This is a genomic window from Micromonospora sp. DT233, assembly GCF_049841815.1.
Taxonomy (GTDB): Bacteria; Actinomycetota; Actinomycetes; order Mycobacteriales; family Micromonosporaceae; genus Micromonospora.
Genome location: NZ_JBNCLB010000004.1, coordinates 336,577 through 350,208, shown reverse-complemented (window position 1 = coordinate 350,208; position 13,632 = coordinate 336,577). Strand labels below are relative to the sequence as shown.

The window sequence follows — 13,632 nt, the reverse complement described above, 5'->3', positions numbered from 1 at the left end:
GACGAGCCGGCCGGCCGGGCGCGAGACGCACCGCGAGTGCGACATGTCGGGCATCCGCCGGGGATATTCTGACCGGGTGAGCGCCGGACCGATCGCGACCCCACCCGGTCCCTGGCGTCCGGACCCGGTCCGGCAGCAGCGTGCCGACTACACGATCGAGGACCTCTTCAAACTGCCCGACGACGCCCCCCGCGTCGAACTCGTCGACGGAGTCATCCAGGTGGCGCCCTCCCCCACCCTGGGCCACCAGGACATCGCCCTCCTCCTGGCCCGCTGGTTGTTGCAGCACACCCCCGACCACCTACGCGTCACCCAGGCCGTCGGGGTCGCGCTGACCCTGACCACCAGCCGACAGCCGGACGTGCTGCTGCGCCGCGCCGGCGTGAGCACCGACCGCAGCCTGCTCCTGCCCGCCGACGTCGTGCTCGCGGTGGAGGTGGTCTCCCCCGCCACCCGGCGCACCGACCGCTTCACCAAGCCCACCGAGTACGCCGCCGCCGGCATCCCGTTCTACTGGCGCATCGAGCAGGACCCGGTGCACGTGTACGCGTACCGGCTCGGCGGCCGGCGGGGCCCGAGCGGCGAGCGGCAGTACGAGCTGGCCGCCGAGAGCGCGGAGCTGATCGCGCTGGACGAGCCCTTCGAGATCAAGCTGCCGGTGGCCGAGCTCATCGGCTGAGCCCGTCGTTTGGCCGTGGGTGCCCCGGGTAGCCAGGCGCATGGCCGAGAAGAAGTTCCGCAGAGGTGACCACGTCTCCTGGGCCAGCCACGGCAGCCGGACCCAGGGGGTCATCCGGGAGGAAGTGACCGAACGGACGCGGTTGAGCGGGCACACCGTGAACGCGTCCCCGGACGACCCGCAGTACCGCATCCGGGCCGACAGCTCCGGCCGGGACGTCGCCCACCGCCCGGAGGTGCTACGCCATGAGCGGAGCTGACCGCAACCGGGCCGACAGCAACCGGGCTGACCGGGGCAAGGCCGGACAGGGCGGGGCTGACCGGGGCGGGGACACCTATCGGGAGTTCACCGACGCGGTGAACATGAAGCCCCGCGAGCTGGCCACCTGGCTGGAGACCGACGAGTCCAAGCGGGTCGGCTGGCACAAGGGCGGCCGCTCCGGTGGCGGCGAGTCGGTCGGGCACGCCTCCGGCCGGCGGATCATCGACCTGCTGCGCCGCCGGCGCAACCAGCTCGACGAGGGCGACTACAAGCACATGCGCAAGGTCGTCGGGTACGTCCACCGGCACCTGGCGCAGCGCCCCTCCGGCGACGTCCGGAACACGAAGTGGCGGTGGTCGCTGATGAACTGGGGTCGCGACCCGCTCAGGTGACCATGCCCCGGCGTTGCGGCGGGTGCCGCCGCAGCGCCGGGGCCCACACCGGTGCGACCACAGCCCGCCGGGGCCCCTGCGGCCGCCGGCCGGTCAGTGGTCGTCCGGCCCGTCAGTGGTCGCGTCCCCGGCCCGTCAGTGGTCGGCGCTGTTCCAGTCGCGGCCCTCGCCGACGGAGACCTCCAGCGGCACCGACAGCGGGTACGCCCCGCCCATCCGCGCCCGCACCAGCGTCTCCAGCGTCTCCCGCTCGCCCGGGGCCACCTCGAAGACCAACTCGTCGTGCACCTGCAGCAGCATCCGGGAGCGCAGGCCGGCGTCGCGCAGCGCCGCGTCGACGTGCAGCATGGCCACCTTGATGATGTCCGCCGCGGAGCCCTGGATCGGGGCGTTGAGCGCCATCCGCTCGGCCATCTCCCGGCGCTGACGGTTGTCGCTGACCAGGTCGGGAAGGTATCGGCGGCGACCCAGGACGGTGGAGGTGTAGCCGTCGCGCCGGGCCCGGGCGACCACCTCGTCGAGGTAGTCGCGGACCCCGCCGAAGCCGGCGAAGTAGTTCTCCATCAGCCCGCGCGCCTCCTCGGCGCTGACCCCGAGCTGCTGGGAGAGGCCGAACGCGCTGAGCCCGTACGCCAGGCCGTAGTTCATCGCCTTGATCTTGCGGCGCTGGTCGGCGGTGACCTCGGCGACCGGCACGCCGAAGACCGACGAGGCGGTGGCGGCGTGGAAGTCCCGGCCGGAGTTGAACGCCTCGATCAGCGCCTCGTCGGCCGACAGGTGCGCCATGATCCGCATTTCGATCTGGCTGTAGTCGGCGGTGAGCAGGCACTCGTAGCCCTCCCCCACCACGAAGGCCCGGCGGATGCGCCGCCCCTCCTCCGTGCGGATGGGGATGTTCTGCAGGTTGGGGTCGGTGGAGGAGAGCCGCCCGGTGGCCGCCACCGTCTGCTTGAACGTGGTGTGGATGCGGCCGTCGTCGGAGACGGACTTGAGCAGCCCGTCCACGGTCGACTTGAGCTTGGCGACGTCCCGGTGGCGCAGCAGGTGCTCCAGCACCGGGTGCGGGTGCTGGGCGTGCAGCCACTGGAGGGCGTCGGCGTCGGTGGTGTATCCGGTCTTGATCTTCTTGGTCTTGGGCAGGCCCAGCTCGACGAAGAGCAGCTCCTGCAGTTGCTTGGGCGAGCCGAGGTTGAACTCCCGATCCACCGCCGCGTACGCGGACTGGGCGGCCTTCTTCACCTCGTCGGCGAAGTCGGTCTCCAGCTCGTGCAGGTAGTCCAGGTCGGCGGCGATGCCGACGCGCTGGATGGTGGCCAGCACCTCCGAGAGCGGCAGCTCGACGTCGGCCATCAGCCGGGCGGACTGCTCGCCGTCGCGGGAGAGCTCGGCGTCGATCGCGTCGGCCAGGTCGAGGGTGGCGCGGGCCTGCAGCATCAGGTTCTGCTCGGCCTCGCCCTCGTCGCCGAGCCCCTCGAGGGTGAGCTGGCCGGTCTCCGGGGCGTCGACCCGCAGCTCGCGGTGCAGGTAGCGCAGCGCCAGGTCGGTCAGGTCGTAGGAGCGCTGGTCGGGGCGGGCCAGGTAGGCGGCGAGCTCGGTGTCGCGGGCCACCCCCGCCAGCGACCAGCCCCGGGCGGCGAACGCCAACCGGGCGTGCTTGCTGTCGTGCAGCACCTTCGGCCGCTGCGGGTCGGCCAGCCAGCCGGCCAGGGCCCGCTCGTCGGCCTCGGCGAGCTGGGTCGGGTCGAACCAGGCCGCCGGCCCGGCCGCCAGGGCCAGGGCCACCCCGTCGAGCTGCGGCTCGTAGCGCTCGCGGGGGGCGGCCGGCTTGGCCGGCGTCTTCACCGCCACGCCGACCTGGGTGCCGGCCGGGGCATGGGCGTCGAGCCAGCCGGCCAGCGCCCCGGGCTCGGTGAGCTTCTCGCCGGCCAGGTCGAACCCGGCCTCGGCCTCCGGCTCCACGGCCTCCAGGTATTGGTAGAGGCGGTCGCGCAGGATGCGGAACTCCAGGGTGTCGAAGACCTGGTGCACCGCCTCCCGGTCCCAGCCGGCCCAGCGGGCGTCCTCGGGGCGGATCGGCAGCTCCAGGTCGCAGACCAGGCGGTTGATCTCGTAGTTGCGGATCACGTCGGCGAGCCGCTCGCGCAGGCTGTCGCCGGCCTTGCCCTTGATCTCGTCGGCGTGGGCGACGACCCCGTCGACCCCGCCGTACAGGTTGATCCACTTGGCGGCGGTCTTCGGGCCGACCCCGGGCACTCCGGGCAGGTTGTCGCTGGTCTCCCCGACCAGGGCGGCCAGGTCGCGGTAGCGCTGCGGGGGCACCCCGTACTTCGCCTCGACGGCGGCGGCGTCCATCCGGGCCAGGTCGGAGACGCCCTTGCGCGGGTAGAGCACGGTGATGTCGTCGTCGATGAGCTGGAAGGCGTCCCGGTCGCCGCTGGAGATCAGCACCGTCATGCCCTGGTCGCGGGCCTGGCAGGCCAGGGTGCCGATGACGTCGTCGGCCTCGTAGCCCTCCCGCTCCACCACCGGGATCCGCAGCGCCGCCAGCACCTCCTTGACCAGGCTGACCTGGCCCTTGAAGTCGGTGGGGGTCTCGCTGCGGCCGGCCTTGTACTCCGCGTACTGCTCGGTGCGGAAGGAGCGGCGGGAGACGTCGAAGGCGACCACGATGTGGGTGGGCCGCTCGTCGCGCAGCACGTTGATCAGCATCGAGGTGAAGCCGTAGACGGCGTTTGTCGGCTGCCCCGTCGTGGTGGAGAAGTTCTCCACCGGCAGGGCGAAGAACGCCCGGTATGCCAGGGAGTGTCCGTCGACGAGGAGCAGGCGCGGCGTCGTAGCTGTCACGCGAGCGACTCTAGTCCGTACCCCCGACAACCCGGCCCGGCGGCACGGCCGGTGACCCCGGGATTCGGCGGGCCCCGCGACGCCGGCGGCCGCCCGCCCCCCGGAGTGGGGAACGGACGGCCGCCGGCGGTGCGTGCTCAGGCCACGCCGAGGTACGCCTCCTTGACCGCCGGGTCGTGCAGCAGGTCCTGGCCGGTGCCCTCCTTGACGATCCGGCCGGTCTCCAGCACGTAACCCCGGTGGGCGCGGGAGAGCGCCTGCTGGGCGTTCTGCTCCACCAGCAGGATCGTGGTGCCCTGCTGGTTGATCCGGGTGATGATCTCGAAGATCTGCTGGATCAGCTTCGGCGCCAGCCCCATCGACGGCTCGTCGAGCAGCAGCAGCTTCGGCCGGGCCATCAGCGCCCGCCCCACGGCCAACATCTGCTGCTCACCGCCGGAGAGGGTGCCGCCGGCCTGCTTGCGCCGCTCGGCCAGCCGGGGGAACAGGTCCAGCACCATCGCCATGTCCTTGGCGATCTCCGCCTTGTCCCGGCGGGTGTACGCCCCCATCTCCAGGTTCTCCATCACCGTCATGCCGGGGAAGACGCCCCGACCCTCCGGCGCCTGGCCGATGCCCCGGGTGACCCGCAGGTCGGCCCGCATCCGGGTGACGTCGGTGCCGTCGAAGACGATGGAGCCCTGGGCCACCGGGCGCAGCCCGGAGATCGCCCGCATCGTGGTGGTCTTGCCCGCGCCGTTGGCGCCGATGAGCGCGACCACCTCGCCCTCGTTGACCACCAGGCTGATCCCGTGCAGGGCCTGGATGCGCCCGTAGAGCAGGGTCAGGTCCTTGATCTCAAGCAGCATCGGTCGGCACCCCCAGGTACGCGGCGATCACCTTCGGGTCGTCCCGGACCTCGGCCGGCAACCCCTCGGCGATCTTCTTGCCGAACTCCAGCACGACGATCCGGTCGGTGACGCCCATCACCAGCCGCATGTCGTGCTCGATCAGCAGCACGGTCGTGCCGTTGTCGCGGATCAGCCGGATCAGGCCGAGCAGCTCCTCCTTCTCCGCCGGGGTGAAGCCGGCGGCCGGCTCGTCCAGGCAGAGCAGGGCGGGATCGGTGGCGAGCGCCCGGGCGATCTCCAGGCGGCGCTGTTCGCCGTAGGAGAGGTTGCGGGCCAGGTCGTTGGCGCGCCGCTCGATGCCGACGAAGCGCAGCAGCTCCAGGGACTTCTCCCGGCCCTCCCGCTCCTCGCGCCAGTGCCGCGGCAGGCGCAGCATGGCGGCGATGACGCTGGTCTTGTGGTGGACGTCGGTGCCCACCATCACGTTCTCCAGCGCGGTCATCTCGGGGAAGAGCCGGATGTTCTGGAACGTCCGGGCGATGCCGACCTTGGTGATCCACGACCGCCGCTTGCCGTTGGTGCGCTGCCCCTTGAACCGGATCTCGCCCTCGGTGGGCCGGTAGACGCCGGTCACGGCGTTGAAGCAGGTCGTCTTGCCGGCGCCGTTCGGGCCGATCAGGCCGAGGATCTCCCCCTTGTAGAGGGTGAAGTTGACCTTGTCGAGGGCAACCACGCCACCGAAGCGCAGCGTGACGTCGTCGACCTCCAGCAGCGGCTCCCGGCCGCCGGCGTCCCGCCTGGCCGGGGCCGCGCCGGTGGGCCCGTCGTCGCCCTTCGCCGGCGGCACCCCGACCGTGCTACGGCCGTCGGCGGTGACGTCGCGGTCGCTGCTCTGGTCGCGCTCGCTTCTCATCTGCGGATCACTCACTGGACACCTTCTCCTGCGGAACCGCCTCCTGGCGTCGGTCGGCGAACTCCGCCGCCCGGCGCCGGTTGGGCACGATACCCTGCGGACGGAAGATCATCATCACGATGACGACCAGGCCGAAAATCAGGATCCGGTACTCCGCCGCGTCGAACTCCACCCCGAGCAGATCGCCGACCCCGCGCAGCCACTCCGGCAGGTACCAGGTGACCGCGCCGCCGACGATGGCGCCCTTGATGTTGCCGACACCACCCAGGATGACCGCCGCGAGCACCAGGATGGAACTCTCCAGCACGAACTGGTCGGAGTTGATGAACGTCTGCTTCCCGGCGAAGACCGCGCCGGTCAGGCCGGCCACCGCCGCCCCGATGGCGAACGCCCAGAGCTTGTACTTGAACGTCGGCACGCCCATCACCTCGGCGGCGTCCTCGTCCTCACGGGTCGCCACCCAGGCCCGGCCGACCCGGCTGTTGGCCAGGTTCCGCACCAGCACGACCACCAGCAGGATGAGCGTCAGCAGCAGCCAGTAGTACGGCCGGGAATCCACCACCCCGAACAGCGGCTTGCCGTCCGAGCCGGTGCCCGGCGGGTGCGGGATCGCCGGGATGCCCCGCTGGCCCTGCAGCACGCCCTCGTTGCGGGCGGCGTAGAGGCGGATCATCTCGGCGAAGCCGAGGGTCACGATGGCCAGGTAGTCGCCGCGCAGCCGCAGCGTGGGGCCACCCAGGATCACCCCGGAGATCATCGCGACCATCACCGCGATCGGCACCGCCGCCAGCCACGGCCACTCCGTGCCCAGCCGGCTCTCCGGCGAGGTCAACAGCGCGACCGTGTACGCGCCGAGCGCGTAGAAGCCGAAGTACCCCAGGTCGAGCAGGCCGGCGAAGCCGACCACCACGTTCAGCCCCACGGCCAGCAGCACGAAGACCGCGGTGTCGAAGAGGACACCCGCGAAGTCCGACCGGGTGGTGTAGAGCGCGAAGTACTCGCTGCCGATCGGGAAGCCCAGGTACTCGTAGAACCACTTGTTGGGCAGGATGTAGAGCAGCACGATCAGTGCCGCGATCCCGGCCCACCGGACCTGCTTGGGCATGGCCGCCCAACGGCCCTTCATGCCGACACGTCGGCCCTTGTCCACGGTGGCGGTCATGCGCGCGCCCTCCCGAGAGATTCGCCGAGCAGGCCGGTCGGCCGGAACATCAGCAACACGATCAGCAGCACGAAGCCGGTGAAGTCCTTCCAGTCCCCGCCGAAGAGGCCGGCGGCGTAGTTCTCCGCCACCCCGAGCAGCAGGCCGCCGAGCAGCGCGCCGCGCAGGTTGCCGATGCCCCCGAGCACCGCCGCCGCGAACGCCTTCAGCCCGAGCAGGAAGCCCACGTTGAACTTCGTGAAGCCGTAACGGACGTCCCACAGCAGCGCCCCGAAGCCGGCCATCAGGCCACCGAGGACGAAGACCAGCAGGATCACCCGGTTCTTGTTGACGCCCATCAGGGCGGCGGTGTCCGCGTCCTGGGCCACCGCCCGGATGCCGCGACCCATCCGGCTGCGGTTCACGAACTGGTCGAGGCCGACCATCATCACCAGCGTCACGCCGAAGATCAGCAGCTGGATGTTGGTGACGGCGGCGCCGAAGACCGTGAAGAGCGTCTCGGAGGGCAGCAGCGTGGGCATCCCGAAGGGCGCCCGGGAGGTGCCGATGCCGAAGGACTCGGCGAGCACGAACGACGCGCCGATCGCGGTGATGAGGAAGGCCAGCGGCGGCGCGTTGTGCCGCCGCAGCGGCCGGTAGGCGACCAACTCCAGGGTCACCGCGGTCGCCGCGGAGGCGACGCCCGCCACGATGAGGCCGGCGCCCAGGGCCAGCACCAGCGGGCCGAGGGCGGGGGCGGCGGAGTTCTGGTCGTAGCCGAGGGCTCCCCAGGTCCACAGTGCGGCGAAGGTGCCGACCATGAAGACCTCGGAGTGCGCAAAGTTGATCAGACGCAGAACGCCGTAGACGAGGGTGTAGCCGAGGGCGATGAGGGCGTAGATCGCGCCCTGTTCCAGACCGGTGATGGTCAGCGTCGGGAAGTTCCCGAACAACTCATCGAAGTTCAAAGTGAGGGCTCCAACTGTGCGGCCACGCGACGCGGCCGGGAGGAGGACTCCCGGCCGCGTCGTATGGATATCCCTGGCGGGACCGGCGAACCGGTTACGCCTTCGGGATCTCGACGTCCGGGACGACCTGGCCCGCGCTGACCTTGAACGCCCAGACCAGCACCTGGGCCGGGTCCAGCTCACCGCTGGACTCGAACTTGTAGGTCACACCGGTGGCGGCACCGGCCTTGTTGTAGGACTTCACGAAGGCGAGGAGGTCGGCCCGGCTGGTCTTGCCGGCCTTGATGCCCTCGAGGAAGATCTTCGCGATGTCGTACGACACGTCGGCGTAGGTGCCCGGCTGGGCGTTCTCGAAGGCCGCCTTGTAGTCGGTCACGAAGGTGCCCTTGGCCGCGGTGGCCGGGGCGCAGGGGCAGGTCAGGATGGTGCCCTCGGCGACATTCTGACCGGCGACCTTGATGAAGTTGGCATCGTTGACGCCGTCACCGGCGATCATGGTGCCCTTCCAGCCGGCACCCTTGAGCTGCTTGAGCAGCAGGCCCGCCTCGGTGTAGTAACCACCGAAGAAGAGCGCCGTCGCGCCACTGCCGACGATCTTGGTGACGACCGCGGAGAAGTTGGTCTGCTTGACCTGGATCTTGTCCTGGCCGACCGGGGTGCCGATGACCTTCTTGACCTCGTCGGCCAGACCCACGCCGTACGCCGACTGGTCGTCGACGACGTAGACCTTCTCGGCCTTCAGCACGTTCTTGATGTAGCGGCCGGCGGCCGGGCCCTGCGAGGTGTCGTTGCCGACGCCCCGGTGGAAGATCTTCCAGCCCTTGGTGGTCAGGGTCGGGTTGGTCGCCGACGGGGTGATGACCGCCAGGCCAGCCTCGTCGAACGTCGGGCCGGCCACCTCGGACTCACCCGAGAACGCCGGGCCGACCATGCCGACGACCTTGGTGTCGCCCGCCGCCTTCTGCGCCAGCGGCGGGGCCTTGGCGGGGTCACCCTGCGAGTCGTACTCGGAGAGGGCGACCTTGCAGTCGGCGTTCTCCTTGTTGTACTGGTCGATCGCCAGCTTGGTGCCGTTGCGCATGTGGATGCCGAGGCCCGCGGCGTCGCCGGTCAGCGGGCCGAAAAAGCCGATCTTCAGGTCGCAGGCGGCCTTGTCGCCACCGCCACCCTCACTGCCACTGTCGGCCTTGCAGGCGACCGCGCTAGTCAAAACGAGCGCGGTGATGGCCACGCCACCCAGCACCCGTGCGAGCTTCTGCCTCACGGCTCGTACCCTCCTCCGTCCGAAGGCTCGAATCACCCGCCGCAATGTGGAAATTGGCTCTTGCAGGAGGGGATCGAACCGACCGCGTACCCGGTCTGGGCCGGGACGTTATCCCACCGGCGGGTCGGCGGGGTAGACCTGGACAGCGGGGTTCATCTAACCGTTACGTTCCGTGGCCGATTTCACTGCCGTGGTGTAACACACACTTTTGGCAGCCCGGTGAAACCGGACATCCGACACTGACTGGTAACAGACCCGTGCAACCCTCAGCCGGCCCCCGCCGGCAACCGGGCCGACCACGCGCCCACCTGGCCACCGCCGTCGACCAGCAGCAACACCCGATCCCCCGCGCCGGCGAGCGCCACCGAGCGGTCCGCGCCCACCGGCAGCGGCCCCGGCAACGTCACCGGGAACCACCCGCCACCGTCGGTGGTGAACCACGCCGCCCCGCCCGCGTCTGTCAGGACCACCGCCAGCGCGCCGTCGCTCACGGTCGCCAGGCCCCCCACCTGCGCCGACGCGCCCTCCGTCGGCCCCAACGCCCCGCCCCCGCGCCAACCGCTCCGCGCCAACCCCGGACCCGGCCCGTCGGTCCAGGCGCCCAGCCCGTCGCCGCGTCGGCCCACCGCCACCAGCCGGTCCCCCACCCGCACCACCCGCTGAAGATCGCCCGACCCGGCGCCCGAGATCGCCTCCCGCTGCCAGCCCAGACCGTCCGACGACGTCCACACCGCAGGGCCGCCGCCGGGCGGGCCCGCCGCCGACCCCACCAGCACCCACCCCGCCTCCGCCGCGGCCACGTCCGCCGCCCAGGTCCGCCCGGTGCCGCCCGACGCCAGCGGCGGCACCCCGCTGACCAGCCGGAACTCCGTCGCATCCGGCGAGGACCAGGCCGCCGCGCCGGTGCCCCGGTTGCCGGCGATCACCCACCCCTGCGGGCCGCCCGCGATCCGCCCCACGTTCACCGCGTCCGGGCCGCCGAAGACCTCGAACTCCGCCGGCACCTCCCGCACCGAGCCGTCGGCGAGCTGCCGCCAGGTGCTCACCCGGGGATTGCCGTGCACCCCGCCGCTCTTCGCCCCCACCGCCGCCAGCACGCCGTCGCGGCAGCCCACCGCCGTCAGCACGTTCTCCGCGCCGTACGCGCTGCGCGCCGCCAAACGCAGCGACGCCCACGCCCGCCCGTCCACGCTGGACCAGGCCGCCGGCCGGGTCGCCCCCGCCGCGTCCGCGACCGCGCCCACCACGAACCACCGCCCGGCGCAGGCCGCCGCGTCGCGCAGCAGCAGCCGCCCGGCCGCGCCCGGCGGCGTCGGCAGGGTCACCGGCTGCCAGTCGGGGCGCGCCGGGACGAGCGGTGGCGGGCGCGGGTCCGACCAGCATGCGGTCAGCAGCAGCGTGCACGCCGCCAGCACGCCGGGCACCGTCCGCAGGCGGGGAGGGGACATGACGCCGATCGTATCGACCGATCCCCACACCGGGTGCCCCCGCGAGCGCGGGCCCGCCCGGTCGGCCCGCCCGGTCGGGTCGGGCCGTTCGTCAGGAGGCCGGCTGGGCCATCTCGCCGCCGGCGGTCTCGGCGAGGATCCGCTCGGCGACCTCCTTCATGGTCAGCCGGTGGTCCATCGCCGTGCGCTGGATCCACTTGAACGCCTGCGGCTCGGTCATCCCGTACGTCGTCATCAGCGCGCCCTTGGCGCGCTCCACCGCCTTGCGGATCTCCAGCCGGTCGGTCAGGCCGGCGACCTCCGACTCCAGCGCGGCGATCTCCGAGTACCGCGACAGCGCGATCTCCACCGCCGGCACCAGGTCGCTCTTCTGGAAGGGCTTGACCAGGTACGCCATCGCGCCGGCCGCCCGCGCCCGCTCCACCAGGTCCCGCTGGCTGAACGCGGTCAGGATGATCACGGGGGCGATCCGGTTGCCGGCGATCCGCTCGGCGGCGGCCAGCCCGTCCATGATCGGCATCTTGATGTCGAGGATGACCAGGTCGGGCTTGAGCTCCTCGGCGAGCCGGACGGCGGTCTCGCCGTCGCCGGCCTCGCCGACCACGTCGTAGCCCTCCTCGATCAGCATCTCCGCCAGGTCCAGCCGGATGAGCGCCTCGTCCTCGGCGATCAACACCCGCCTGCGCGCGGCGTCCGTCTGCGTCTCGGCCACGAGCCACTCCCACCAGTCTGTGCCCGACACCGCCGTGCCGGGTGTCGCCGCCCCTAGCCTAGTAGGTACTCTGACGGGGCCGGACCACGGAAGCCCTCGTAGCCCAATGGCAGGAGGCAATGGATTCAAAATCCATACAGTGTGGGTTCGAATCCCACCGAGGGCACCAAAACTTGTCATACAGGCGTTCGAAGATGAGCGCGTGCATCCACCCGAGATCCGAGCGCGCGCCCGCCGCCTCTACCTCTCCGGGGCGACCGTCGCCGAGACCGCCCGCACTGTCGGCCTCCCCTATCCGACGGTCCGGCACTGGTGCAGGGATCGCCCGGAGAGCAAGCAGCAGGCCAGCGCGCTGCGCTGCTTCCGCTGCCGCGACGGCGTCGACGACCCGACAGATCCGGCTGCCTACGCCTACCTCCTGGGGCTCTACCTGGGCGACGGCCACCTGGTCACCACCGCACGGGTCCCCGTGCTCCGCGTCTACTGCGCGAATGCCTGGCCCGAGCTGATCGATGCCTGCGAAGCAGCCATGCGCGCGGTCCTGGCGACGAAGGTGCAACGGGTTCAGCAGCAGGGATGCGTCAGTGTGCAGAGCTACGGGGTCCATTGGCCCTGCCTCTTCCCCCAGCACGGGCCGGGCAAGAAGCACGAGCGGCCGATCGTCCTCGCCGACTGGCAGCGCGAGCTCGTCGTCGCCCACCCCGGCGACTTCGTGCGCGGCCTGTTCCACTCCGACGGCTGCCGGGTAACCAACCGGGTGACCGTGCGGGGCAAGGGCTACGTCTACCCCCGCTACATGTTCAGCAACGAGTCGGCCGACATCATGGGGCTGTGCCAGTGGGCGCTGGGCCTGCTGGGCGTCGCCTGGCGGATGAGCCGTCGCAACTGCCTCTCGGTGGCCCGCCGCGAGGCCGTCGCCGCCCTGGACCGGCACGTCGGCCCGAAGTCCTGACCGCACCCCCGGCCCGGAACGCCCGAGGCCCTGCCCCTCGGCGAGGACCGGGCGGGCCCCGTCAGTCGAGCGCCGCGAGCGCCTGCGCCAGGTCGTCGCGCAGGTCCTCCGGGTCCTCCAGGCCGACGGAGATCCGCAGCAGCCCGCCGACCGGCTTGGCGTCGCCGGCGACCGGGCGGTGGGTCAGCGAGGCGGGGTGCTGGATGAGGGTGTCCACGCCGCCGAGGGAGACGGCGTGGGTGATCAGCCGGCAGGCGCCCGCGACGGTGGCGGCGGCGGGCGCGCCGCCGCGTACCTCGAAGGCGAGCAGGCTGCCGGTGCCGGCCAGTTGCCGGCCGACGAGCCCGGCGGGGTCGGCGACGCTGGGGTGGTGCACGCGGGTGACGGCCCGGTGGCCGGCGAGCCAGCCGGCGAGCTTCTCGGCACCGGCCTGTTGGGCGCGGACCCGCACGGGGAGGGTCTGCAGGCCGCGGTGCAGCAGGTACCCGCCGAGGGGGTGCAGGATCGCGCCGGTGAGGGCGCGGACCTGGCGCAGCCGGGCGGCCCACTCCTCGTCGCAGGCGACGACGCCGGCGAGGACGTCGCCGTGGCCGCCGATGCTCTTGGTGGCGCTGTGCAGGACGAGGGCGGCGCCGTGCCGGGCGGGCTGCTGGAGCACGGGGGTGGCGACGGTGTTGTCGACGAGCAGGGGAACGTCGCCGGCGGCGGTGGCGAGGGCGGCGATGTCGACGAGGTCGAGGGTGGGGTTGGCGGGGGTCTCGACGATGACGAGGGCGGTGTCGGGGCGGAGTGCGGCGGCGACGTCGTCGGGGTGGGCCCAGGTGACGGTGGTGCCGAGCAGCCCGGTGGCGAGGACGTGGTCGGTGCCGCCGTAGAGGGGGCGCACGGCGACGACGTGCCGGCGTCCGTCGCGGGTGGCGGCGAGCAGGGTGGCGGTGAGGGCGGCCATGCCGCTGGCGAAGGCGACGGCGGCGGCGGTGCCCTCCAGCTCGGCGAGGGCGGTCTCGAAGCGGGCCACGGTGGGGTTCCAGAGGCGCTGGTAGACGGGGTTGCCGCCCGGGGGGAGGGTGCCGCCGGTGGCCAGCAGCTCGTACGCGTCGCCGCCGGCGTCGACCGAGGGCAGCGGGTTGGTGGTGGAGAAGTCGAGGGGCGGCACGTGGACGCCGAGGGCGGCGAGGTCTGCGCGCCCGGCATGCACTGCCCTGGTGTCCACGGTTGTCATGATCGG

13 protein-coding genes and 1 tRNA gene are annotated in these 13,632 nt (G+C 72.0%); 5 read left to right on the top strand and 9 right to left on the bottom strand.

Going from position 1 to position 13,632, the window contains the following annotated elements; all coding sequences use genetic code 11:
- Nucleotides 1-76: 76 nt before the first annotated feature.
- The 3 genes from ACLQ2V_RS12695 to ACLQ2V_RS12685 are packed head-to-tail and all read left to right on the top strand — an operon-like array spanning nt 77 to nt 1,332.
- Nucleotides 77-679 (top strand): Uma2 family endonuclease, encoded by a 603-nt coding sequence (locus ACLQ2V_RS12695; protein WP_425718627.1) that lies wholly within the window; start codon nt 77-79, stop codon nt 677-679.
- A 40-nt stretch (nt 680-719) separates the two neighbouring features.
- On the top strand, nt 720-938 hold the full coding sequence (locus tag ACLQ2V_RS12690; RefSeq protein WP_425718626.1) for a DUF2945 domain-containing protein: 219 nt from the start codon (nt 720-722) through the stop codon (nt 936-938).
- Nucleotides 925-1,332 carry a DUF3140 domain-containing protein gene (locus tag ACLQ2V_RS12685; protein ID WP_425718625.1) on the top strand — a complete coding sequence of 136 codons (408 nt, stop codon included), beginning with the start codon at nt 925-927 and terminating at the stop codon, nt 1,330-1,332. Before ACLQ2V_RS12690 ends, ACLQ2V_RS12685 begins: the two co-directional genes overlap by 14 nt.
- 135 nt (nt 1,333-1,467) lie before the next feature.
- Here ACLQ2V_RS12685 and polA read toward each other — a convergent pair whose 3' ends face one another.
- The 8 genes from polA to ACLQ2V_RS12645 form a co-directional block, all read right to left on the bottom strand.
- Nucleotides 1,468-4,176, bottom strand: a complete 2,709-nt coding sequence (gene polA / locus ACLQ2V_RS12680; RefSeq protein ID WP_425718624.1) for a DNA polymerase I — start codon at nt 4,174-4,176, stop codon at nt 1,468-1,470.
- A 137-nt stretch (nt 4,177-4,313) separates the two neighbouring features.
- Nucleotides 4,314-5,024 (bottom strand): ABC transporter ATP-binding protein, encoded by a 711-nt coding sequence (locus ACLQ2V_RS12675; protein ID WP_425718623.1) that lies wholly within the window; start codon nt 5,022-5,024, stop codon nt 4,314-4,316.
- The gene (locus ACLQ2V_RS12670) at nt 5,014-5,934 is read right to left on the bottom strand and encodes an ABC transporter ATP-binding protein (RefSeq protein WP_425718622.1); all 921 of its coding nucleotides are present in this window, start codon (nt 5,932-5,934) and stop codon (nt 5,014-5,016) included. The genes ACLQ2V_RS12675 and ACLQ2V_RS12670 overlap by 11 nt, the downstream gene beginning before the upstream one ends.
- Nucleotides 5,927-7,081: a branched-chain amino acid ABC transporter permease gene (locus ACLQ2V_RS12665; RefSeq protein ID WP_425718621.1), complete on the bottom strand. Its 1,155-nt coding sequence runs from the start codon at nt 7,079-7,081 to the stop codon at nt 5,927-5,929. Before ACLQ2V_RS12665 ends, ACLQ2V_RS12670 begins: the two co-directional genes overlap by 8 nt.
- Nucleotides 7,078-8,028 (bottom strand): branched-chain amino acid ABC transporter permease, encoded by a 951-nt coding sequence (locus ACLQ2V_RS12660; protein WP_425718620.1) that lies wholly within the window; start codon nt 8,026-8,028, stop codon nt 7,078-7,080. Before ACLQ2V_RS12660 ends, ACLQ2V_RS12665 begins: the two co-directional genes overlap by 4 nt.
- Before the next feature lie 94 nt (nt 8,029-8,122).
- Nucleotides 8,123-9,292 (bottom strand): branched-chain amino acid ABC transporter substrate-binding protein, encoded by a 1,170-nt coding sequence (locus ACLQ2V_RS12655; RefSeq protein WP_425718619.1) that lies wholly within the window; start codon nt 9,290-9,292, stop codon nt 8,123-8,125.
- Nucleotides 9,293-9,558: 266 nt separating this feature from the next.
- Complete coding sequence (locus ACLQ2V_RS12650; RefSeq protein WP_425718618.1) at nt 9,559-10,740, bottom strand: hypothetical protein; 1,182 nt, start codon at nt 10,738-10,740, stop codon at nt 9,559-9,561.
- Nucleotides 10,741-10,831: 91 nt separating this feature from the next.
- Nucleotides 10,832-11,452 (bottom strand): ANTAR domain-containing response regulator, encoded by a 621-nt coding sequence (locus ACLQ2V_RS12645; protein ID WP_425718617.1) that lies wholly within the window; start codon nt 11,450-11,452, stop codon nt 10,832-10,834.
- 92 nt (nt 11,453-11,544) lie between these two features.
- On the opposite strand from ACLQ2V_RS12645, the gene ACLQ2V_RS12640 reads away from it, so the two are divergent.
- Together ACLQ2V_RS12640 and ACLQ2V_RS12635 are read left to right on the top strand one after the other, a co-directional pair.
- Nucleotides 11,545-11,621 (top strand) — tRNA-Leu (locus ACLQ2V_RS12640).
- Between the two features lie 33 nt (nt 11,622-11,654).
- The gene (locus tag ACLQ2V_RS12635) at nt 11,655-12,404 is read left to right on the top strand and encodes a terminase gpP N-terminus-related DNA-binding protein (RefSeq protein ID WP_425718616.1); all 750 of its coding nucleotides are present in this window, start codon (nt 11,655-11,657) and stop codon (nt 12,402-12,404) included.
- Between the two features lie 61 nt (nt 12,405-12,465).
- Here the strand turns inward: ACLQ2V_RS12635 and ACLQ2V_RS12630 are convergent, their stop codons facing one another.
- Nucleotides 12,466-13,626 carry a trans-sulfuration enzyme family protein gene (locus tag ACLQ2V_RS12630; RefSeq protein WP_425718615.1) on the bottom strand — a complete coding sequence of 387 codons (1,161 nt, stop codon included), beginning with the start codon at nt 13,624-13,626 and terminating at the stop codon, nt 12,466-12,468.
- Nucleotides 13,627-13,632 lie beyond the last annotated feature (6 nt).

Bases quoted from the DNA above. Each gene is read 5' to 3' on its own strand.
- ACLQ2V_RS12690 (WP_425718626.1), top strand. From the start codon at position 720: ATGGCCGAGAAGAAGTTCCGCAGAGGTGACCACGTCTCCTGGGCCAGC.
- ACLQ2V_RS12630 (WP_425718615.1), bottom strand. From the start codon at position 13,626: ATGACAACCGTGGACACCAGGGCAGTGCATGCCGGGCGCGCAGACCTC.
- ACLQ2V_RS12650 (WP_425718618.1), bottom strand. From the start codon at position 10,740: ATGTCCCCTCCCCGCCTGCGGACGGTGCCCGGCGTGCTGGCGGCGTGC.
- ACLQ2V_RS12665 (WP_425718621.1), bottom strand. From the start codon at position 7,081: ATGACCGCCACCGTGGACAAGGGCCGACGTGTCGGCATGAAGGGCCGT.
- ACLQ2V_RS12685 (WP_425718625.1), top strand. From the start codon at position 925: ATGAGCGGAGCTGACCGCAACCGGGCCGACAGCAACCGGGCTGACCGG.
- ACLQ2V_RS12675 (WP_425718623.1), bottom strand. From the start codon at position 5,024: ATGCTGCTTGAGATCAAGGACCTGACCCTGCTCTACGGGCGCATCCAG.